At 63.9% G+C, this 20,376-nt stretch carries 19 protein-coding genes; 9 read left to right on the forward strand and 10 right to left on the reverse strand.

What is annotated here, in order from left to right:
* Window positions 1-17 precede the first annotated feature (17 nt).
* The 5 genes from NKJ40_RS26495 to NKJ40_RS26515 all read right to left on the reverse strand — a co-directional run bounded on the left by NKJ40_RS26495 (window position 18) and on the right by NKJ40_RS26515 (window position 5,339).
* Window positions 18-881, reverse strand: coding sequence for an ABC transporter permease (locus tag NKJ40_RS26495; protein ID WP_352468596.1), 864 nt, complete (start codon window positions 879-881; stop codon window positions 18-20).
* A 4-nt stretch (window positions 882-885) separates the two neighbouring features.
* A complete protein-coding gene (locus NKJ40_RS26500) occupies window positions 886-1,719 on the reverse strand; it encodes an ABC transporter permease (RefSeq protein WP_031194462.1) in 834 nt (277 codons plus the stop codon).
* A gap of 17 nt (window positions 1,720-1,736) precedes the next feature.
* Entirely contained in the window at window positions 1,737-2,852 is a 1,116-nt protein-coding gene (locus tag NKJ40_RS26505; RefSeq protein ID WP_352468597.1) for an ABC transporter substrate-binding protein, read from the reverse strand.
* 67 nt (window positions 2,853-2,919) lie between these two features.
* A complete protein-coding gene (locus NKJ40_RS26510) occupies window positions 2,920-4,014 on the reverse strand; it encodes an ABC transporter ATP-binding protein (protein ID WP_352468598.1) in 1,095 nt (364 codons plus the stop codon).
* 428 nt (window positions 4,015-4,442) lie between these two features.
* On the reverse strand, window positions 4,443-5,339 hold the full coding sequence (locus NKJ40_RS26515; RefSeq protein ID WP_352468599.1) for a LysR substrate-binding domain-containing protein: 897 nt from the start codon (window positions 5,337-5,339) through the stop codon (window positions 4,443-4,445).
* A gap of 75 nt (window positions 5,340-5,414) precedes the next feature.
* On the opposite strand from NKJ40_RS26515, the gene NKJ40_RS26520 reads away from it, so the two are divergent.
* The gene (locus tag NKJ40_RS26520; RefSeq protein ID WP_352468627.1) at window positions 5,415-7,007 is read left to right on the forward strand and encodes a zinc-binding metallopeptidase family protein; all 1,593 of its coding nucleotides are present in this window, start codon (window positions 5,415-5,417) and stop codon (window positions 7,005-7,007) included.
* A 35-nt stretch (window positions 7,008-7,042) separates the two neighbouring features.
* On the forward strand, window positions 7,043-7,975 hold the full coding sequence (locus NKJ40_RS26525) for a dimethylarginine dimethylaminohydrolase family protein (protein WP_352468600.1): 933 nt from the start codon (window positions 7,043-7,045) through the stop codon (window positions 7,973-7,975).
* Window positions 7,976-8,054: 79 nt separating this feature from the next.
* On the opposite strand, the gene NKJ40_RS26530 is transcribed toward NKJ40_RS26525, so the two are convergent.
* Window positions 8,055-9,062, reverse strand: a complete 1,008-nt coding sequence (locus NKJ40_RS26530; RefSeq protein WP_352468601.1) for an ornithine cyclodeaminase family protein — start codon at window positions 9,060-9,062, stop codon at window positions 8,055-8,057.
* Between the two features lie 159 nt (window positions 9,063-9,221).
* Between NKJ40_RS26530 and NKJ40_RS26535 the strand changes: the two genes are divergently transcribed.
* Window positions 9,222-9,683: an Lrp/AsnC family transcriptional regulator gene (locus NKJ40_RS26535; protein ID WP_352468602.1), complete on the forward strand. Its 462-nt coding sequence runs from the start codon at window positions 9,222-9,224 to the stop codon at window positions 9,681-9,683.
* A 106-nt stretch (window positions 9,684-9,789) separates the two neighbouring features.
* Here the strand turns inward: NKJ40_RS26535 and NKJ40_RS26540 are convergent, their stop codons facing one another.
* Complete coding sequence (locus tag NKJ40_RS26540) at window positions 9,790-10,173, reverse strand: YybH family protein (protein WP_352468603.1); 384 nt, start codon at window positions 10,171-10,173, stop codon at window positions 9,790-9,792.
* 160 nt (window positions 10,174-10,333) lie between these two features.
* The gene (locus NKJ40_RS26545; RefSeq protein ID WP_352468604.1) at window positions 10,334-11,083 is read right to left on the reverse strand and encodes an SDR family NAD(P)-dependent oxidoreductase; all 750 of its coding nucleotides are present in this window, start codon (window positions 11,081-11,083) and stop codon (window positions 10,334-10,336) included.
* A gap of 96 nt (window positions 11,084-11,179) precedes the next feature.
* Here NKJ40_RS26545 and NKJ40_RS26550 point away from each other — a divergent pair, with 96 nt between their 5' ends.
* Window positions 11,180-12,073 carry a LysR family transcriptional regulator gene (locus tag NKJ40_RS26550; protein ID WP_352468605.1) on the forward strand — a complete coding sequence of 298 codons (894 nt, stop codon included), beginning with the start codon at window positions 11,180-11,182 and terminating at the stop codon, window positions 12,071-12,073.
* A 73-nt stretch (window positions 12,074-12,146) separates the two neighbouring features.
* Here NKJ40_RS26550 and NKJ40_RS26555 read toward each other — a convergent pair whose 3' ends face one another.
* Window positions 12,147-12,569, reverse strand: coding sequence for a VOC family protein (locus tag NKJ40_RS26555; protein ID WP_352468606.1), 423 nt, complete (start codon window positions 12,567-12,569; stop codon window positions 12,147-12,149).
* A gap of 217 nt (window positions 12,570-12,786) precedes the next feature.
* Here NKJ40_RS26555 and NKJ40_RS26560 point away from each other — a divergent pair, with 217 nt between their 5' ends.
* Window positions 12,787-13,989 (forward strand): MFS transporter, encoded by a 1,203-nt coding sequence (locus NKJ40_RS26560; RefSeq protein ID WP_352468607.1) that lies wholly within the window; start codon window positions 12,787-12,789, stop codon window positions 13,987-13,989.
* Window positions 13,990-14,085: 96 nt separating this feature from the next.
* Here NKJ40_RS26560 and NKJ40_RS26565 read toward each other — a convergent pair whose 3' ends face one another.
* On the reverse strand, window positions 14,086-14,988 hold the full coding sequence (locus tag NKJ40_RS26565) for a sigma-70 family RNA polymerase sigma factor (RefSeq protein ID WP_352468608.1): 903 nt from the start codon (window positions 14,986-14,988) through the stop codon (window positions 14,086-14,088).
* Window positions 14,989-15,193: 205 nt separating this feature from the next.
* On the opposite strand from NKJ40_RS26565, the gene NKJ40_RS26570 reads away from it, so the two are divergent.
* The 4 genes from NKJ40_RS26570 to NKJ40_RS26585 all read left to right on the forward strand — a co-directional run bounded on the left by NKJ40_RS26570 (window position 15,194) and on the right by NKJ40_RS26585 (window position 20,372).
* Window positions 15,194-16,600: an MFS transporter gene (locus tag NKJ40_RS26570; protein WP_352468609.1), complete on the forward strand. Its 1,407-nt coding sequence runs from the start codon at window positions 15,194-15,196 to the stop codon at window positions 16,598-16,600.
* A gap of 437 nt (window positions 16,601-17,037) precedes the next feature.
* On the forward strand, window positions 17,038-18,231 hold the full coding sequence (locus NKJ40_RS26575; protein ID WP_352468610.1) for an acyltransferase family protein: 1,194 nt from the start codon (window positions 17,038-17,040) through the stop codon (window positions 18,229-18,231).
* 2 nt (window positions 18,232-18,233) lie between these two features.
* Complete coding sequence (locus NKJ40_RS26580) at window positions 18,234-19,337, forward strand: glycosyltransferase family 2 protein (protein WP_352468611.1); 1,104 nt, start codon at window positions 18,234-18,236, stop codon at window positions 19,335-19,337.
* Between the two features lie 63 nt (window positions 19,338-19,400).
* Window positions 19,401-20,372 (forward strand): glycosyltransferase family 2 protein, encoded by a 972-nt coding sequence (locus NKJ40_RS26585; RefSeq protein WP_352468628.1) that lies wholly within the window; start codon window positions 19,401-19,403, stop codon window positions 20,370-20,372.
* Window positions 20,373-20,376: the final 4 nt, after the last annotated feature.

Below are 20,376 nucleotides of genomic sequence, written 5' to 3' on the forward strand. Positions count from 1 at the left end.
ACCCACCACCTCACAATCTAAAATGTCCGGCAATGTTTTCTTCGCCGCCCCCCCCGGGGTGTGGGGGGGTCCCCTCCGTGCGGGGGCCCCGGCCCGCCCGGCGCGCGGCCCGCCACAAGCACCAGCACGGTGATGACGATCAGGATCACCGAAAGTGCGGCGATCGCCGGGTCGATGTTGTCGCGCAGGCCCATCCACATCAAGCGCGGCAGCGTGATGGCGTTGACCGAGGTGATGAACAGGGTGACGCCGATCTCTTCCCAGGACAGCACGAAAGAGAGCAGTGCCGCGGTGACGATGCCGAACTTGATGTTGGGCATGATGATGCGGGTGGCGCGCTCCCACACGGTGGCGCCGAGGCCGCGCGCGGCAAGATCGATGCGGCGGTCGAGCTGGCTGAGCGACACCAGGATCAGCACCGTGGCGAAGGGCACCGTCATCACCGCATGCGCCATGGCGACACCGAGCCAGGTGTCATAGCCGAAGAACGACGAGAACCCCGAGATCGAGGTCAGCAGGAAGTAGAGCGTGATTGCCGAGACCACCGGCGGCACCACCATCGGCAGCAGCACGAAGCCGACCAATGCTGCCGTGAAGCGCGGCTGGAACATCCAGACGCCGAGGCTGAAGCAGAGCGCCAGCACCGTGGAAAAGGCGCTGCTGACGACGCCTATCCTGATCGAGAGCAGGATCGAATTGATCCAGCGCGGATCCTCGATCAACGCCCGGTAATGGCGCAGCGACAATTCGCCGGACGGCATCGCCAGCATGCGGCTCGGCGTCAGCGACACCGGAATGACGGCGAGCAACGGCAGCAGCAGGAACAGCGCGACCAGGGCGGCGAGGATCAACGAGACGGGACCGGGGCGGTAGGTCGGCATGGCGCTACACCAATTGCTTTGGTCTGATATAGCGGAACAGCAGCGCCATCAGTGCGCCGACGAACAGCACCAGCACAACGCTGATCGCGGCGCCCAGGCCCCAGTCCGGGCTCTGGAAGATGCGGAGATAGATCAGCTCGGCGATCATCACGCTGCGGCCGCCGCCGAGGATCGCCGGCGTGACGAAGAAGCCGAGGGAAAAGACGAAGACGATCAGCGCCGAGCCGATGATGCCGGAGCGGGTCATCGGCACGAACACCGACCAGAAGGTGCGCATGCGGCTGGAGCCGAGGCCGCGCGCGGCAAGCAGCACGCGGTCGTCGAGGCTGCGCATCGAAGAGGCCAGCGGAAACACGGCGAAGGGGATGAGGAAATGCGTCATGCCGACGATAACGCCGAACTCGTTGCGCACCAGCGCCAGCGGCTCCGAGATGAAGCCGACCGCCTGCAGCCAGGTGTTGATCAGGCCGCGATTGGACAAAAGCGCCACCCAGCCGAAGGCGCGCGTCAGCACCGAGATCCAGAACGGCACCAGGATGCAGAACTCGGCCACGACGCGCTGCACCGGCGTGCCGCGCACCCAGACAACGGTGATGGCGTAGGCGGCGGCAACCGAAACGATCGTCACGATCGCGGCGATGCGCAGCGTGCGGATGAAGACCGACTGCACCAACTGATCCGTGAGCAGCGCATTGTACTGCCCCAGCCCCGGCGTGGGCAGCGTAAAACTCCATTTGACCACGCCGAGGAATGGCCAGGCGTAAGCCAGCACAAGAAAGAGGAGCAGCGGCGCCATCAACAGCGCCGCGCCCATCCTGTCGGAGAGGTATGCTCTCATCCGGTTATCCCGGCTTGTCAGGCGGAGATGATCTTCGTGTATTCGTCGAGCGCCGCCCCGTAGTTCTTGGCGTACCAATCCATGTCGAGCGGGATCTGCTTCTTCATGTTCTCGGGATCGACTGGGTTGATGCGCTTCTTGTCGGCGGGGATCAGCGCGTCGGCGGCCGGGTTGGCCGGACCCTGGCCGAGCTTTTCGAACATGATGAGTTCCTTCTCCGGGTCCTGGGTGCTGGCGATGAACTTCATCGCCGCGTCCTTGCCGCCGGGATTGCCCTTGAGCACGGCGAGCGCGCCGGGCGAGATCAGGCCCTGGTCCCAGATGAACTTGATTTTGCCGCCGGAATCCTGCTCGATCAGCGAAGCCCGGGTCGACCAGACGATGGCCATCGACGCCTCGCCATTGAGCAGCACGCTCTGGCTTTCGGCGCCGCCACCCCAATAGGCGACGACGTTCTCCTTGAAGGCGGCGATCTTGTCATGCGCGCGCTTGAGGTCGAGCGGGTAGAGCGAGGCCGGCGCGATGCCGTCGGCAAGCAGTGCCGCTTCCCAGCTCGACACGCCCCATTTGTAGAGCGAGCGCTTGCCGGGGAATTTTGCCACGTCGAAGAAATCGGCCATGCCGGTCGGTGCCTGGCTGCCGTATTTCTCGGCATCGTAGGCGATGACGTAGGAGAAGAAATAGGTCGAGGCGGCGTATTCCCAGCCGAAGCCCTCGCGCATCTTCTTCTTGTCGACGATCGCATAATCGATCGGCTCGAGCATGCCTTGGGCGCCGAGCGTGATGGCCGAGAACGGATCGACGTCGACCAGGTCCCAGGTCGGCGCGCCGCTCTTGAACTGCGCTGCGATCGCACCTTCGGTCGGGCCGGAGCCATCCATCTTGACGACAATGCCGGTCTCTTTGGTGAAGGCCTGGCCGTAAGCCGCGTCATAGGCGGTGATGGCGTCGCCGCCCCAGTTGACCAGCACCAGTTCCTTCGCCGCGGCAAATGCGCCGGTCGAGCGCAACAGCATCGGCGTGCCGCCCAGCACCATCCCTGCCAGCTGCGTGAACTGCCGGCGCGAGATCTCGCCGCGCACTGCCCTGGCGGATAGCGCCTCGATGGAATTTTTCTTGGTTTGGTTTGTCATGTCAGTTCCCCTTTTTTGTCGTTGATATTTTTCGAAAGTGAGCTTGGCGACTTCGCCACGCCGATCGTCATTGTCCTCCGTTCGGAAGGAGGAAACCCTTTTCCGCCGGCCAAGTCAGCCAGACGGAATTGCCCTTGCTGAGCGCAGAGGCGGCAACCTCATTCGGCACCGACACCGTCACCTTGGCGCCCTGGCGCGTCGTCAGATCGAGCCGCGTCGCAGCGCCGAGATAGGTCGAGGCGACGGCAGTTGCGGCAATGCCGTTCTCGCCAATGGCTTCTTCGGGAGCGATAGACATGTATTCGGGCCGGATCGCCAGGATGGCGTCGCCACGGACCTTCTCGGCCTTGCAGCGCATGCTGATCGCGCGGTCTTCGCAGACCCCCGTCGAGCCATTGTCGGCCGGGCGCACGCCCTTCAGCGGCAGCATGTTGATCTCGCCCAGGAACTCGGCGACGAAGCGGTTGTCCGGCCGGTCGTAGACCTCGTCCGGCGCGCCGACCTGCAGCAATTTGCCATGGTTGAAGATGGCGACGCGCGACGACAAAGCCAGCGCCTCGCTCTGGTCATGGGTGACGAAGACGAAGGTGGTGCCGGTCACCTGGTGCAGCCGCTTCATCTCGGCCTGCATCTGGCCGCGCAGGCCCTTGTCGAGCGCCGAAAACGGCTCGTCGAGCAAAAGCACGCCCGGCTCGAACACCAGCGCCCGCGCCAGCGCGACCCGCTGCTGCTGGCCGCCGGACAATTGCGACGGCAGTTTCTTTTCGTGGCCCTTGAGCCCGACGCGCTCGATCATTTCGCCGACGCGGCGCTTGATCTCGGCCGACGATTTCTTGCGCACCTTGAGCGGGAAGGCGATGTTGGCCTCGACGCTCATATGCGGGAACAGCGCATAGCCCTGGAACACCATGCCGGCGGCGCGCTGCTCGGCCGGCCGCTCGGTGATGTCGACGCCGTCGCTGTAAAGGCGACCGTCGGTCGGCTGAATGAAGCCGGCAAGGATCATCAGGAAAGTGGTCTTGCCGGAACCGGAGGGGCCGAGCAGGGTGAGGAACTCGCCACGGCCGATATCGAGCGTCAGATCGTCCAGCGCACGGAACGAGCCGAAGCTCTTGCCGATCCCGATTGCCTTGATCTCTGCGGCCCGGCCGGGTTGCTGCATCCTGCCCTTTCCTTAGCGTAGGCGAAATCGTAGGCAGGGCGGCGGCTCACCGCAACCGAATAGTTTTCGCCTGACCGGCAAATTTGATTCATCTGTTGTGGGTTTGGCGGAAAGGCTGGCGCACTTACAAACGCTGACGACAGCGCGCTCACAAACGTTTGCGATTAGTGAAAGCGCTCATGCCTTCGTCATCCTAGGGCAAAGCAAGGAGCGAAGCGACGCAGCGCAGACCCTAGGATCCATGCCGTTACGCACGAGCGCCGCAGCGGTGCGGAATTCTGGCCCGCCGCGTTCTTAGGCGAACGTCACGGCATGGATCCTCGGGTCAGGCCCGAGGATGACGAATGGAAAAGTCTGCGATCCTTCCCGCCCCTGTGTCCTGCAGGACATCTCCCCACACGGGGGAGATTGGTGCTCCAACGTCCCACTCAATACGGATGGATTCTGTTCTCCGACAGCTTCGACCTCAGCCACCGCCCAAACGCCTCCAGCACCGGATGCGCCGCCTTGGCGTGCTCGGAAACCAGAAAATACGAGCGCGGGGAATTGATCGCTATGTCGAAGGGGCGGACCAGCCGGCCTTCGCTCAGTGCCCGGCCGCTGGTCAGCTCGTCGCCCATGGCGATACCCTGGCCGGCGATCGCCGCCGAAAAGACCAGGTTCATGTCGGAAAAGAAGATGCCGCCTTCCGGGTCGGGGTTCTCGACCTTGGACAGGGCCAGCCAGCGCGCCCAGTCCTCGGTGTCACCGAGATGCAGGAGATTGGCGCGCAGCACGTCTGCCGGCTTGGAGAAGCCGCCGATCTTGTTGAGCAGGGTGGGGCTGCACAGCGGCGTGAACGAGATTTCGCACAACAGCTCGACCGCGCGGTTCGGCCAGTTGCCGACACCGAAGGCGATGAAGGCGTCGGCCTCGGCGTTGCTGACATCATCGAGACGCCGCGGCGTCAGGATGCGCAGCGCGACATCGGGGTACATCTGCCGGAACTCGCCGATATGGGTGCACAGGAACAGCGAGGCGAAACCCGGCGTGCAGCTGACACTGAACGAGCCGCCGACGCCGGTGCCGGCATGGCGCGTCACCGCGTCACCCAGCACCGTCAGCGCCTTGCGCACATCGCTGGCATAGCGCTGGCCGCGCGGGGTGAGCGCCACGCCCTTACCGATGCGCTCGAGCAGGTCGAAGCCGAGATCGCGCTCGAGCAGGCGCAATTGATGACTGACGGCACTGCGGGTCAGATGCAGTTCGTCGGCGGCGCGCCAGACGCTGCCATGGCGGGCAAAACTGTCGAGGGCGCGCAGCGCTTGAGTGGAGGGAATTCGCAAGAGGTGAACCGAATTTGCATGAGCCGGGAAAACATATCACTTTTTGGGGGGGCGCTTCACTGCTTTCTTTCCGCCATGGAGAAACCGGTGACCTCGGCGCAAGCGACCGCGCTTGCCTGTCTGGACGACATCCAGCCGTCGCTGTCGGCGTGGACGCGGACCATCTTCGATTTCGGCGAGACCGCCTGGCGCGAATACCAGTCGGCCGCCTGGTATGTCGAGCATCTGAAACACGAAGGGTTTTCGGTCGAGGAAGGCTCCGGCGGTATGCCAACGGCCTTCTGCGCCCATTGGACAAACGGTGCCGGCCCGACGATCGGCTTGTATGCCGAATACGACGCGGTGCCGGGCAATTGCCAGGATGCGGCGACCGTAAAGCGCCCGCGTCCGGGCCTCGGCGAACAGGCCGGCGGCCACACCGATCCGCATTCCGGGCTCGGCATTGCCAGCCTTGCCGGGCTGCTGGCGACCAAGGCGGCGATGCAGCGCCACGGCATATCAGGTACGCTGCGCTTCACCGGCGAGCCGGCGGAGAAGGTGAGGGGATCGAAGCCGATCCATGCCGCGAAGGGCTATTACGATGGGCTGGCGGGCATGGTCTCCTTCCATCCTTTTTACATGCTGCCGCTGTGCAATACGGCCCGATGGGACACGCATTGCGGGGCGGCCTATGCGATGATCTACCGCTTCATCTGCGACGAGCCGGAACATTGGGCGAGGGCGGCCGGCACCGCAGCACCCATCCCGCAGGCGCATTCGGCGGTCAGGGCGCCCGGCGCCAACGACGCGCTCATGATGATGTATATGGCCTCCAAGGCGCTGCGCGATTCCATGCTGCCGCACCAGGGCGGCTGGTCGATCAGCGAGGCGATCCTGACGGCGGGTCAGGCGACCGCCGACAATCTGCCGGCCGGGCTGGCCGAGATCCAGTACATGATCCGTGCGCCGACGCTGGCGATGGCCGAGCAGGTGACCGCCATGCTCGACCGCAACGCGGAAGCCGCCGCCAAGATGAGCGGCTGCCGCCATGAGCGGCACTGGGTGTCGAAGTCGCGGCCGGGGCTGGCCAATCACGTCATGGCCGGCCTTGCCTTCGACGCGCTGGCGGCGGTCGGGCCGCCGCATTGGGACGAGACGGCCAAGGCGATCGCCCGCGAAATCCAGGTCAATGCCGGCGGCGAGGCGACCGACGAGCCGTTCATCGCCGAGCTGGAGCGGCTGATTGCGCCGCAGGATGCAGAGGCGCTGCTGCGCCGCGACCTGCCGCCATCGCAGCTCAATTCGACTTCAGACGACTACACTGACATGTCGTGGCATACGCCGACGGCGCGATTCTACGTCGCCCGGCCGGCGCTGCGGTCCGAGAACGGCCACGGCTTTCCGTCCTGGGCGATGAATGCGCTGGGCGGCATTTCTGCCACCATCGACCCGATGGTCACCTGCGCAGCAAAGACGATCGCGCTCGCGGCATTTCGCCTGTTGGAAGACGAGGCCGCGCGCGACGCGGCGATGGACGAATTCGTCGCCCGCACCGGCGGGGGGATCGGCGGCACGAGCTGGATTGCGCCGCTCTGCGACTACGAGCCGCCGATTGGATTTCGCTGGCCGGAATATGTCACCACCCCGCGCGGACGGGATTGGTGGATACCAAGCAACCAAGCTGCATGATCAACCAAGGCCGCCCCCTTCACGAGGAGAACCCCATGACCGTCCACGACCGCATCGTCGCCGAGCCGTTTTCGCTGCAGCGCCGCAACCCGGCCGGCGGCACTAAGCCGCTGACCGCCTGGGGCTTTGCCAACGAGACCGATGTGCTGACCGACGTGCTGCTCGGCTCGCCGAATTTCCTGCGCCATCTCTCGACCAGCTCGCTGTCGCGAAAACATCTGCGCGAGGCGCCTTGTAACGTCCAGATCGCGCAGGCGCAGCACAAGGACCTGGCCGCCGCCTACGAGCATTTCGGCGTGAACATCCACTGGCACGAGCCGACGCCGGAGTTGCCGATGCAGGTCTATTCGCGCGATTCCAGCGTCATGACGCCCTACGGCGCCATCATCACCGCCATGGCCCAGTGGTGGCGGCGCGGCGAGAACTACGCGGCGATCCGCACCTATGAGAAGCTCGGCATCCCGATCTACGACATGGTCACCGCCGGCACTTTCGAAGGCGGCGACTTGAATGTCATCGAGGATGGCGTGGTGCTGATCGGCTGCGGCGGCGCCCGCACGCAGGAGGAGGGCGCGCGCCAGGTGCAGGCCTGGTTCGACAAGGAGGGCTGGGAGACCCGCATCGCCTTCATCGACGAATATTACGTGCATATCGACCTGATGGTGGTGCCAATCGCTGAAAAACTGACCGCCGTCTGCCTTGCCTGTACGGAGCCGGGCATCGTCGACTGGCTGAAGGGCAAGGGCCACGAGATCATCGACGTGCCGTTCCAGGACACGATGGCGCTAGGCTGCAACTTCATGTCGCTGGGCAAGGACAGGGTAATCGCCCCGACCTCGAGCCAGACGCTGATCGGTCAGCTCAAGGCGCGCGGCTTCGAGGTGGCGGCCATCGACATGAGCGAGATCTCGAAGACCGGCGGCGGCATCCACTGCATGGCGCAAGCATTGAAGCGCGAGCCGGCGTGAGAGGCCGCCTTTAGCCCGGCCGCTTCCGCGAAGGGGCCATTGTCAGGAAGGTAGATCCCGCCTGGCTCGCGGCACGCGCCTACAGCACGATGAGCTTTCCCTTGCGCAGACGCTTGGCGCAACGATAGGCGAGATCGGCCGCGACCATGTCTTCCATCGCAATGCCCATCGCCTTGTAGGTGGTGATTTGTTGATTGGAAACGCGACCCGGCGCGCGGTCGAGCAGCATGGCGCCAAGCTCGGTGCCGAAATCCGGGTCGAAGCCGGCAAGCTCGCAAGAACCGACCGGGGTCGGTTTGAACGCATCCTTGGTTTCGACAAAAAGACTGGATTTGCCGATGAGCTCGATCGGCATTTCTCCGCCGGGCGGCGCCACCCCGACCGACGAGACATGCGTGCCCGGCTGGACCCAGCCTGCGTCGATCACCGGCTGGTAGGAGTGGGTCGCCAGGCACACCACGTCGGAACTGCGCACCGCCGCCTCGAGGTCGGCGACCGCCACCACCGACGGATGCAGCCGGGCAAGTGCTGCCGCATCGTCGAAGCTCTTCGAAGCGACCCGGATTTCGGCAAAGTCGCGCACCAGCGGCAACAGATGCAGGTGTTGGTTGGCCTGCACGCCGGCGCCGATCACTGTCGCTATCCTGGCATCCCGGCGGGCAAGCGCGCGCACCGACAGCACGGCGGAGCCGGAGGTTCGCACCGCGGTTATGAAGGTGCCGTCCATGATGCAGACCGGCAGGCCGGACAGCGGATCGAACAGGCTGATGGTGGCGAGATGGCTGGGCAGGTTCTTGGCCAGGTTGCCTTCGAAGACATTGACGATCTTGACGGTCAGGTTCATGCCTTCCATCCAGGCCGGCATGGCGAGGCTGTAGCCGGCTCCGGGGATGTCGAGCTGTGGTCGGGGTGGATTGACGACCTTACCTTGTGACAGCGCCTTGAAGCCGTCTTCCAGCACATCGAGAAGCTGGCTGAGGTCGATGCACGCCATCACGTCGGCTTCGCTCAGCACCAGGATCTCGGTCGCTCCCTTGCTGATTTCCGCCGCACTCTTGCCGGCTGGGCTGAACGCTTCCTTGGTCATCCTGCACTCCTGTGTTCGTCGAAATCGGCTCACCACATCTGCTTTGAGTGGGTGAGGGAAGCGCAGGCTATTGCGAGGTTTTATGTGATGAAATACGTTGATTTTGGCATCTCTGCGTGAAATCAGCACACAAATCCCTGAGATAGAGTGGATTGTGAAATGGACGACCTCGACCAGATAGACCGCAGCCTGCTCCGGCTGCTGCAGGAGGATGGGCGCCGGACGACGCTTGATCTTGCCGGGCGTGTCGGGCTGTCGCCGACCGGAACCAGCCAGCGGGTGAAGCGCCTGTTCCGCGACGGGTTCATCACCGCGGTCAGGGCTATGCTCGATCCGCGCAAGGTCGGCAGGGGAACGCTGGTGTTCATCGAGGTCAGGCTTGACCACACGGCGCCGCATGTCTTTGACCGCTTCGCCGAAGCCGTGGCGAAAGCTCCGGAGGTTCTGGAGTGCCATATGGTGGTTGGCGGTTTCGATTATCTGGTCAAGGCGCGGATCGCTGATATGGCGGGGTTCCAGGATTTCCTGCAGCGGATCATCCTGCCTCTGCCCGGCGTGCGCGAAACGCACACTTTCGCCTCCATCGCCGATGTCAAGCCGAACGCCCTCTTGCCGGTGTGATCAGATGGAGGAGGGGAATGCTGTTCAGGGCGACGTTGAACGCATCTTCGCCACCTTATCGCTCCACCTGGCGCGCCTTCCGGTGCAGAGATGCCGGAGACCGGCGCTAGCCTTGCGCGGTCAGCAGGTTTGCGTCGCGCGCGAGCCGCCACTCACCATCCGCCTCCTTGCGCAGGAGCGTCAGCGCATATCCCGATCGATGGACCGGCTCGCCATTCGGCGGGGTCGCGGTCATGTCGATGCGGCTGCGGATGAAGGCCCAATTGCCGAGAAGCTGTAGTTCCACGATATCGCTCGTGCCGTCGATATGAACGCCGGCCGTCTCCTGCGCGGCTGCCGCGAAGATCTCCTTGTCGAAGGGTTCCCGGCCGGGAACCATGAAGATCGCGTCGTCTGTCATCAAGCTGAGGACGGTCGCGATGTCTCCACGCTTGCTCGCATCCATCCACGTCTCGACCAGCTTTCGGATTGCTCTTTCGTCGCCCGTCATCCGTTACCTCCCTGGCATTGCGCCGTCATCGATAGCGCACGGCGCTCCTCCCTCGCTGAAACATAGGGCTTAGATCGCTGTCGTCATCGATTGCGGTGTTCCTCGACGTCGCGCGGCGTGGGGCATGGTCCGTGAAACAGCAGGTCCGCGCCCTCCATGCCTATCGCCAGCCGCCCGAGGCAGTGATGCGCTCGCCGGTCAGCCATGACGCCTCGTCGGAAGCGAGGAACACCGCGACGCGGGCGACGTCGTCGGGCAGGCCGAAGCGACCGAGCGGGGTCATGGCGATAATCTGCTTCTCGAATTCGCTGCCGACGATGCCAATGCGCGCGAGGCCTTCGGTATCGACGCCGCCGGGCGCGATGGCGTTGACGCGGATGTTGCGGGCGCCGAGCTCCCGCGACATCGACAGCGTGAGCGTGTCCACCGCACCCTTGGTGGCGGCATAGACGAGCGAGTTCGGCTGCGGATTGCGGCTGGCGACCGAGCTTATGTTGATGATGCTGCCGCCGCCCGGGCCAAAATGCTTCACTGCTTCTTGCGTGGTCAGAATGATGCCCAACACATTGGTGTCGAACTCACGGTGAAACTCGGCCTCGGTCACCGCTTCCAGCGGCTCGAACGCGAAGACGCCGGCATTGTTGACCAGTATGTCGAGCCCGCCGAACTCTGACTTCGCCGCCTCGAACATGCGGCGCACGTCGGCCGATTGCGACACGTCGCCCTGGGCGGCGACGGCGCGGCCGCCACGGTCCTCGATCTCGGCGACGACGCGGTCGGCGCCTTCCCGTGACGAGGCGTAGTTGACGATCACCGCGGCGCCGGCCGTGGCAAGACCCTTGGCGATGGCGGCGCCGATACCCTTGGATGCGCCGGTGACGATGGCGACCTTGCCGTTCAGCTTGCTCATCAATCTCTCCTTTGTCGACGATGAGCGGTATTTAATGATGATCAAAAAGCGTATTAGGATCATCATGATCCATTCTTTCGTGCCTGGAATTCCGGAATGACGACCATCCTCGAAAAGACTGCCGGTCTCGTCGCCTTTGTCCGAACCGTGGATGCCGGCTCATTCCATGCCGCCAGCCGGCTGATCGGCTCCAGCCCGTCGGCGGTGTCGAAAAGCGTGGCGCGGCTCGAGCGCCGGCTCGGCGTCAGGCTGATCCAGCGCTCCACGCGTCGGCTCGGGCTGACCAGCGAAGGCCTCGCCTATTACGAGCGGGTGGCGCCGCTGCTCAGGGCGCTGGACGATGCCGAAGACATCGTGCAGATGGCCGATACGGCGCGTGGGCTGCTGCGCGTCACAGCCCCGGTCGAACTCGGTCGCGGCCTGATCGCGGCATGGGCCCAAGCGTTCCTTGCGCAGCATGGCGAAGTGAAAGTCGAGCTCAGCGTCACCGATCGCCACGCCGATCTGATCCGCGAAGGCTATGACGTTGCTGTGCGCATGGGGCCGCTCTCAGACACCGGGCTCGTCGCGCGCAAAATCGCCAATCTGCCGATCGTGCTGGTGGCCTCGCCGGCCTATGTCGAGCGGCGCGGCCGTCCGGCATCGGTCGAGGGTCTGGCGAACCATGACTTCATCCGTTACCAGATGGCTGGCCGGCCCTATCCCATCGCCTTTGCCGACGGTACGGTGATCGTGCCGGTTGGGCGGTTAGATACCGACGACGGGGGTGCCGTCCGCAATGCGGCACTTGCCGGCGCCGGCATCGCGCATCTGATGCGGTTTGCCGTGCAGGACGATCTCGACACGGGCCGCCTGGTCCGCATCCTGCCCGAGGTGGCGATGCCAACCATGCCGGTGCACATCGTCCATGCGTACGGGCGACAGCTACCGGTCCGCGCGCGGCTGTTCGTCGACTTCCTGGTGGGCCAAATGGCGGCACTGACGCGATAGGGCGGGGCGGAATGACCTCCGCAGCCGATCCGACGCCGTCGCAAGCAAGATTCTTGCCCCCATCGCCCGATCATCAGAACGTGATCTTCACTGACTCGGCGCTGCGGTTGGCCGGGCCGTGATGGACGGCCTCGATATTGTTGCCGTCGGGATCGAGCAGGAAGGCGGCATAGTAACCGGGGTGATAGTGCTGCCGCTCGCCCGGCGCACCATTGTCGGTGCCGCCGGCCTCAAGCCCGGCCCTGTAGAAGGTATCGACCATCGCACGGTCCTTTGCCTGGAAGGCAAGGTGATGGCGGCCGGTCAGCTTTCCCTGGGCTGCCGGGCTGTCGGGGCTGGAGATGAACAGCTCGTCGGCCCAGAAATAATCATTGCCGGCGCCACCGATCGGTATGCCTAGCACGTTGAGAACCGCCTCGTAAAAGCGCCGGCTGGCCGGAAGATCCCTGACCACCAACTGGATGTGGTCGATGAGACGGCCGCGATGAAGTTCCATGCCCGATAGCTCCTGATCGCCAGGCTGGAAATCTAGCTCAGGACGATGCACGGTCAATGGAATGGAACAATTGAGCGGCGCAATTTCCTGACTGGATAAAAAATGCAACCGGATTGTCGGATTCAAAAGTTGTCCAACGTCCTTCGGACGCAAGCGGCTCGGCGAAGCTCGAAAAAGTCGTGCCGTATCAACGCTTCCGGCATGGGAGAAAATTGAAATGAGCCTTCCCTATCGTTGGGTTATCGTCGCGGCTGGCGCGCTGATGACCTGTGTCGCCCTCGGGGCGATGTTCTCGCTGGCGATCTTCCTCGAACCGATGGCGCTCGACACACAATGGTCGCGCGCCGGCATATCGAGTGCCATGACGCTGAACTTCCTGGTAATGGGTCTCGGCGGCTTCGCCTGGGGCGCCATTTACGACCGCTTCGGCGCCCGCATCGTCGTCATGACTGGCGCCGTGCTGCTCGGCCTGGCGCTGGTGCTGGCCAGCCGCACCGGTTCGCTGCTCGTTTTCCAGTTGGCCTACGGCGTGCTCGTCGGCCTCGCGGCAAGCGCCTTCTTCGCGCCGATGATCGCGCTCACCTCCGCCTGGTTCGACACGAACCGCAGCCTCGCCGTCTCGCTGGTCTCGGCCGGCATGGGCGTGGCGCCAATGACCATCTCGCCCTTCGCCCGCTGGCTGATTTCGGCCTACGACTGGCGCACCGCAATGTTCGATATCGGTATAATGGCGTGGGTGCTGCTACTGCCGGCCGCGCTTCTGGTGCGCCAGCCGCCCAAGCCCGCTGCCGACGGCGCTGCCCCAAGCGTTGCCGCCGAGGGTGCCGGCATGACGGTTCCGCAGGCGCTGCGCTCGCCGCAATTCATCGTGTTGGGACTGACCTTCTTTGCCTGCTGCGCAGCGCATTCCGGGCCGATCTTCCACATGGTGAGCTATGCGATGCTGTGCGGCATAGCGCCGATGGCGGCGGTCAGCATCTACAGCATCGAGGGCCTGGCAGGGCTGGGTGGCCGGCTGCTTTACGGCGTGCTGGCCGATCGGCTGGGCGTCAAGCCGGTGCTGATCACCGGGCTGGCCATACAGGCCGTGGTCATCGCAGCCTATCTTGCAGTCAGCGAGCTTGGTCAATTCTACACGCTCGCCGTCATCTTCGGCGCCACCTATGGCGGCGTCATGCCGCTCTATGCGGTGCTGGCGCGCGAATATTTCGGCCAGCGCATCCTCGGCACGGTATTCGGTGCCGTAACCATGCTGTCCAGCCTCGGCATGGCTTTCGGCCCGCTCGCCGGCGGCATGGTGTTCGATGCCTATGCCAGCTATTCCTGGCTGTTCATCGGCTCGGCTCTTGTCGGGCTTGGCGCGATGGCGATTGCGATCGCCTTCCCGCCGCTGCCGCGCAGGGAGTTGCTACCGGCTTAAAGCACGATCGGCGGAAAAGGGCGGCCGCTTGGATGGCAAGCGGCCGCGATCCAAAATAGCCGAAGTGCTTGGTTCGGCATTATGAAATGCGAATTGCTATGCCCGCAGAGGCACCACCTCGGCGCCGTCAAGCGTGTAGCGCGCGTAGCGGAAATCGCGAATTCTCGCCAATCTGTCGTCCGCCCATTCCAGCAGGATAAAGTATCTTGGCCCTCCGGCTGAGTCGTCCGGATCGATCACCAGAATGGCTGGGTGCCGATCGACCAGGCCTGGAAGCAGCCGCCAGTCGTGGATACCCGCGTAATTGTGGAAGTACCGGCCTACTTTCGTGCGGCCGCTCGCCCGGAGCCGGTTGACGAGGTCAAGCCGCACGTCCTCGGCCAGCATGTCGCGGATCGCATCGAAGTCGCGGGCGTTGAACCGCTCTACATAGGCTGCCAGACGCGCCCGCTCGGGCTCGGCCAACAACGGCACGGGCCTATCGTCAGGCTCGCCGGCGACTTCGCGCAGGCGCAGACGGCCGCGATGAAGCGCGGCCTTCACCGCCGGAACGCTGCTGTCGATAATGTTGCCGATTTCTTCGAGCGTATAGCCGAGCACATCCATGAGGATGACGCTGCTACGCTGCGCGGCGGGCAGGCGCATGAAGGTCTGCAGGCTTGCGGCTGCAGTGTGCCGACCCTCGGCCGACATGCCGGGGTCAGGTATCGTGTCGATATCCTCGACGGCATGCGCGGCATCCACCCTGGCGCGACGGCGTAGGTGGTCGAGCGCTGCATTGTGCGCGATGCGGAACAGCCAGCCCTCGACATTGGCTATCGGCCCGGTCCCGGGGAACGCCTCGAGCGCCTTGACCGTAGCTTCCTGGACGACATCCTCGGCATCGATCACCGAACCGGTCATTCGGGCGCAATAACGGTGCAGTTTCGGCCGCAATTCGCCGAGCAGCCGGTCAAATGGCTCCCGTCCTTCTGGCGTGCCGGGTGTGGATCCGGTCATCGCACAAGGGTCGATTTCATGCGTATCTCCCAGGCAGAGGCGCCCGCCATCGGGCGCAGCGTCCTATAGACGCTCGACGATGGCAAAAGGATTCGGTCAAAAAACTTTCCTTAGCTGGAATCCTTTGGGGGTGCCTCCCCGTCTCTGCATCGTGGGCCCTGCGAACCTGGCGGGCCCTCTGTTCAAGCCGGAGGCATCCATAGTCATGAGCAAGCAAAGTGCGGCATCAACGAAGGTCTGGGTTCTCGCCCTCACGTCGATAGGATCCTTAATGGTCGTTCTCGATGCGATGGTCGTGGCGACCGCATTGAGTACGATGAGGGTCGAACTCGATGCCTCGCTGGAGACGCTGCAATGGACGATGAACGCCTATAATTTGAGTTTTGCCGTCCTGCTCATGACCGGGGCTGCGCTCGGTGACCGATTCGGCCGACGCCGTATGCTCGTTGCCGGATTGGCGCTGTTCGTCGCAGCGTCCGTCGCGTGCGCGCTCGCCGGAAATGCCGGATTGCTGATTGCCGCCCGCGCGGTTCAGGGCGCGGGTGCCGCAATGGTCATGCCGCTGGCCATGGCGCTGCTGAGCGTCGCTTTTCCTCCGGAGGAACGAGGCAAGGCGCTGGGTATCTTCAGCAGCATCACCGGCCTCGCCCTGATCATCGGTCCGATGGCGGGCGGTGCGATCTCCGAAGGTCTCTCCTGGCACTGGATCTTCTGGCTCAATGTCCCGGTCGGCATCGTTCTCGTCCCGCTGGTGCTGCGTCGGATTCCGGAGAGTCACGGGCCGGGCACGGCAATCGATGTGCTCGGCGTCGTGCTGGTAACTGCGGCGGCATTTGGAGTGGTCTGGGGTCTGATGCGCGGCAACATCGTGGGCTGGAGCAGCTCTGAAGTGCTGACGGCGCTGACGGCCGGGCTGCTTCTCGCCATCGCATTCGTCCTTTGGCAGTTGCGTACCCGTGAGCCCATGCTGCCTTTGCGGTTCTTTCAGGCGCGCGCATTCTCCTCGGGCGTAGGAGCGAACTTCCTGCTCTGCGCCGCCATGTACGGGCTCGTATTCCTGTTGCCGCAGTTTCTGCAGTTTTCCCAGAGCCGTGGGCCGCTCGGCGCGGGCATGGGATTGCTGCCCTGGACCGCCACGCTTTTTGTTGTTGCACCGATCGCCGGCAGCCTGATCAACCGCGTCGGCGAGCGCTGGCTTGTCGTGGCCGGATTGATCCTGCAGGCAGCCGGAATGGCTTGGCTGGCGCAGATCGCAGCACCTGATCTGCCCTATATCCAGCTAGTCGCCCCGCTGATCATTACCGGTGCCGGCGTATCGATGGCCATGCCTGCCGCGCAGAATGCGGTTCTCAATGCGGTCGCGCGGCCGGAAGTCGGTAAGGCTGCCGGCACATTCAACACATTCCGCTTTCTGGGCGGTGTGTCGGGGATCGCGATCGCCGGTGCGGTGTTCGCCGGGACCGGAAGCTTCGCGTCTACACGTGCCTTCAGCGATGGCTTCACCTCGGCAATCGACGTCTCCGCCCTGCTCTCGCTCGCCGGTGCGCTCGTCGGAATGGGGCTCCCGGAGCGTCGCACAGTGGGGCTCGCGAATGCCAGCAAGGAGGCGTAGCTCGGAGGCGGGAAGCTTGAGCGAAGCGGGTCCCGCTTCAACACGTCATCTACTTCCCGGCGGATGCGAGGGTGCCGCTCGCCATGAGGCTCCACTGCTGGTCGGCGCTCAGGTGCCTGGCGGATCCGTCATAGGCCACGCGTCCGAGATGACGGCAAGCTTGCTGCATCGCAGCACATTCGACACTGATATCTGCAGGCCAAGGTAGGCGCCAAAATCGTCAGAAATGGACAATTCAGGCTGTTTCCTGCAGTTTTTGAGCCTCTATTAGCCGCGCCTCACGTTCCTGTTTCAAATGTGTCAACTTTTTGTGTTGCGTTGCACAATGGTGGCCCTATTCTGCGTGAGGGGGGCGCTTCCGATTGGAAATGCGCCGTGAACGACGCCGCCATGTTGACCGATTGGCAGTTTCGCCGTCCCGCCGGCGTACGCCGCTAATGGGAAATGCGCGCGACACCCAATTGGACGCGCTGAGGGCCATCGCCGTGACGATGGTGCTGTACGCCCACTTCTTCGCGGCCGGCGGGTCTTCGTTCTGGGGCCATATTGGCGTGCGTCTGTTCTTCGTGCTGAGCGGCTTTCTGATCACGCGACTGCTGCTGGAAGCCAGAGCGGCCGCCGAATTCGAAACCGGACCGGCGCTGAAATCCTTCTATATCAGGCGAGCGCTGCGGATATTCCCGCCCTATTTCGCCGTGCTGGGTTTTGTCTGGCTGGTGGACCTGGAGCAGTCCAGAGGATCGCTGGTTTGGCATGCGCTCTATCTGTCGAATTTCTGGTACGCAGCGCAGAATGAATGGACGCCTTGGCTGCTCTGCCATTTCTGGAGCCTGAGCATCGAGGAGCAGTTCTATATCGCCTGGCCGCTGATCGTCCTGCTGGCGCCGCGCCGGCGCCTGGAATCGATCTGCATCGGCGTTATCGTGCTGTCGCTGGCCTATCGCTTTTTTTGGCCGATCGCTGGAACGCCCGGTTTGGCGCGCGACCTGCTGCCGCCGGCGTCGATGGATGCGCTGGCGTCCGGTGCGCTGCTTGCCGCCTACCGGTCAAGAGCAGCCGGTTTGCCGCAATTGCTTCGAGCTGGCTGGCCGGGGCTCACGGTGGCGTTTTTCGTTCTGCAGTGGTTTGCGCCGGCGCCGGCAAATCCGGTGCAGGAATGGGGCCTCTGGGTGTTGTTGCAGACACTGCCTCTCGTGCCGCTGGTGGTCATCGTTGCAAGCTGTTCGACAGCGGTTGGCGGCTATTTCGAAAAAGGTCTCGAACTGCCACCGCTGCTTGGTCTTGGCCGCATCAGCTACGGCGTTTATCTCTACCATCCGATAGTGCTGTCGCTCACCGTCAAGTCGCAGCCGTGGATCCCGCTCAACGTCTCGGAACAAGGGCCGGGACGGTTTCTGGTGGCGGGGACGGCGACGCTCATGCTGGCCTCTGTTTCGTGGCTGCTTTTCGAGAAGCCGCTCAACAGCCTCAAGCGCCACTTCCCCTATGTTGCTCGAAAGGGCCGCGGCGCCATCCCGGCAGGCATCGACACGACCAATGCCGGCTGGCTCGCGGCGGGAGCATATCCGGGCAGGCCGCTCGATGGCGCATCACGCTTGCCACGCAAGCTGCAACGAACCGATCGGAGCTGATCATGGCTGCTCCCTTGGTGTCAGTTCTGCTGCCGATCTACAATGCGGGACCTTATCTCGCCGCTGCGCTGGGCAGCGTCCTGCGGCAGGATTACGAGCGTGTGGAGGTCATCGCCATCAATGACGGCTCGACGGACAACTCGCTGCAGATCCTGCAGAAATATCGCCAGGTCGACAGCCGCATCTCGATCATCTCGCGCGAAAACCGTGGCCTGATCGCAACGCTCAATGAAGGCCTGGCCGTGGCCCGCGGCGATCTGGTCGCCAGGATGGATGCCGACGACATCGCCTATCCCCGGCGCCTGTCGCGACAGGTCGCGCTGTTTAACCAGCAGCCTGACCTTGCGCTATGCGGTGCAGGCTTCGACACCTTGCTCGGCAACCGCGTCGTCAGGGGTTCGCCCGATCCGATATTCCAGGACAATAGCCTGCGGATATTGTCGATGTTCTTCACGATCTTCATGCATTCCACGGTGGTATACAACAGGAATGTCATAGAAGAAGACGTTCTATATTATGACACGAGCTACAAGCATGCCGAGGATTTCGACCTGTTCAGGCGGCTGACCGGCCGCTACCCGGCGGCCATGATCCCCGAAAGTCTGATCGCCTATCGTATCCACGACGACAGCGTGACCAACAGGCACAAGCGCGAAATGCGCAGGACGCATTTGAAGATCGTCGCCGAGAACCTCGAGCGCGAGGGGCTCGCGGAAGAGACGCAAGACCTCCGCGACATCGGTGACGTCCTGTCGATGGACACGGTTCGCCGTGCCGCCGAATGGATCCTTGCGCTGGAAGAAAGGATTGCCGCCCTGCCGGCCGAGACGAGGCCGAGCTACCAGGCTGGCACGCTGAACCTGTTCTATTTCCTCTATCAGCTGATAGCGGGAGAAAGACAGCCGCTGCTGATGCACGAATTCCTGACACGGACCGCGAAATGGAAACTCATCCGGCGCCGCGAGCAGTACGTGTTTCGCACCGGTGCTTTCGCGCCGCGCTTCAGTCTCGCCTCGATGTCGGTCACCAGGCAGGTGGATGCCCTGTCGCGGTATCTGCAGTCCGTGCCGGCCGCGGCGGTTTTGCCTTCGAACCAGTTGAGCTAGCAACGCATGTTCGTCAAATCGCACCAGCTCCAGCAGCGCGGCGGCTCGACGGTGCCGGCGGCCATGTCGCCGCGGCCGCAGCAAGGACCGGCGCCGGCGGTCAGCTTCATCGTCTGCACACGTGACCGCGTCGCCGTGCTCGAGCCCTGCATCAGGTCGATCCAGGCCGCGTGTCGTGCCCATGCCGACTTTGCCGCCGAGCTGGTGGTTGTCGACAACGGCTCGACCGACAGCACGGCCAAACGGCTGGCCAGCATCGCCGAACTTTCCGACATTCCGTTCACCGCTATTCGCGAACCACGACCCGGATTGGCGGCCGCGCGCAACGCCGGGCTGGAGCGGGCGCGGGGCCGCGTGCTGGTCTTCGTCGATGATGATTGCGCGGTCCACAAGGATTATCTGCGCGATCTGCAGCGGCACTATGCGGCCGGCGAACGGGTCATCCGCGGCGGCCGCGTCGAGATTGGCGATCCCCGCGACCTGCCGTTCACGATCAAGCGGTCGCCGGTGCGCGCGCGGCTTACCCCTGATGTCCATCCCGGCGGCTTCGTGCTTGGCTGCAACATGACGATGCACCGCGATGTTGCCGCCCGCATCGGCCGTTTCGACGAACGGTTCGGCGCTGGCGGCCCGCTGCGCTCCGCCGAGGATACGGACTATCTCGTGCGGGCGGTGCTGCTTGGCATTCCGGTCGAATATGTGCCCGACATGACGATTTACCACCATCACGGCCGACGCGACCGCAAAGCCATCGAAAAGCTGCATCGCGACTACAGCATGGGCAATGGCGGGCTTTGCCTGAAACATATCCGCCACGCGCCGTGGCTGCTTCGCCATTTCTACTGGTCTATGAGGGCGGCCTTACGCGAACTGAGGAAAGGCCCGCTGTTCGACCGTGAACTCAAGCTGTCGCACTGGCCGATCATCGGCATGAATCTGCTCGGCGCGGCCAAGTTCGCGGTGCTTTTGCTGGCGAAATCGCCCAAGACAACGGAAATGCGACAGGAGCAACAGGCAAATGCCGAGGCGAGGTGATCCG

Source organism: Mesorhizobium sp. M0119 (assembly GCF_040322615.1).
Taxonomy (GTDB): Bacteria; Pseudomonadota; Alphaproteobacteria; order Rhizobiales; family Rhizobiaceae; genus Mesorhizobium.

Bases quoted from the DNA above. Each gene is read 5' to 3' on its own strand.
- NKJ40_RS26495 (WP_352468596.1), bottom strand. From the start codon at position 881: ATGCCGACCTACCGCCCCGGTCCCGTCTCGTTGATCCTCGCCGCCCTG.
- NKJ40_RS26500 (WP_031194462.1), bottom strand. From the start codon at position 1,719: ATGAGAGCATACCTCTCCGACAGGATGGGCGCGGCGCTGTTGATGGCG.
- NKJ40_RS26505 (WP_352468597.1), bottom strand. From the start codon at position 2,852: ATGACAAACCAAACCAAGAAAAATTCCATCGAGGCGCTATCCGCCAGG.
- NKJ40_RS26510 (WP_352468598.1), bottom strand. From the start codon at position 4,014: ATGCAGCAACCCGGCCGGGCCGCAGAGATCAAGGCAATCGGGATCGGC.
- NKJ40_RS26520 (WP_352468627.1), top strand. From the start codon at position 5,415: ATGGAGAAACCGGTGACCTCGGCGCAAGCGACCGCGCTTGCCTGTCTG.
- NKJ40_RS26525 (WP_352468600.1), top strand. From the start codon at position 7,043: ATGACCGTCCACGACCGCATCGTCGCCGAGCCGTTTTCGCTGCAGCGC.
- NKJ40_RS26530 (WP_352468601.1), bottom strand. From the start codon at position 9,062: ATGACCAAGGAAGCGTTCAGCCCAGCCGGCAAGAGTGCGGCGGAAATC.
- NKJ40_RS26535 (WP_352468602.1), top strand. From the start codon at position 9,222: ATGGACGACCTCGACCAGATAGACCGCAGCCTGCTCCGGCTGCTGCAG.
- NKJ40_RS26540 (WP_352468603.1), bottom strand. From the start codon at position 10,173: ATGACGGGCGACGAAAGAGCAATCCGAAAGCTGGTCGAGACGTGGATG.
- NKJ40_RS26545 (WP_352468604.1), bottom strand. From the start codon at position 11,083: ATGAGCAAGCTGAACGGCAAGGTCGCCATCGTCACCGGCGCATCCAAG.
- NKJ40_RS26550 (WP_352468605.1), top strand. From the start codon at position 11,180: ATGACGACCATCCTCGAAAAGACTGCCGGTCTCGTCGCCTTTGTCCGA.
- NKJ40_RS26555 (WP_352468606.1), bottom strand. From the start codon at position 12,569: ATGGAACTTCATCGCGGCCGTCTCATCGACCACATCCAGTTGGTGGTC.
- NKJ40_RS26560 (WP_352468607.1), top strand. From the start codon at position 12,787: ATGAGCCTTCCCTATCGTTGGGTTATCGTCGCGGCTGGCGCGCTGATG.
- NKJ40_RS26565 (WP_352468608.1), bottom strand. From the start codon at position 14,988: ATGACCGGATCCACACCCGGCACGCCAGAAGGACGGGAGCCATTTGAC.
- NKJ40_RS26570 (WP_352468609.1), top strand. From the start codon at position 15,194: ATGAGCAAGCAAAGTGCGGCATCAACGAAGGTCTGGGTTCTCGCCCTC.
- NKJ40_RS26575 (WP_352468610.1), top strand. From the start codon at position 17,038: ATGGGAAATGCGCGCGACACCCAATTGGACGCGCTGAGGGCCATCGCC.
- NKJ40_RS26580 (WP_352468611.1), top strand. From the start codon at position 18,234: ATGGCTGCTCCCTTGGTGTCAGTTCTGCTGCCGATCTACAATGCGGGA.
- NKJ40_RS26585 (WP_352468628.1), top strand. From the start codon at position 19,401: ATGTCGCCGCGGCCGCAGCAAGGACCGGCGCCGGCGGTCAGCTTCATC.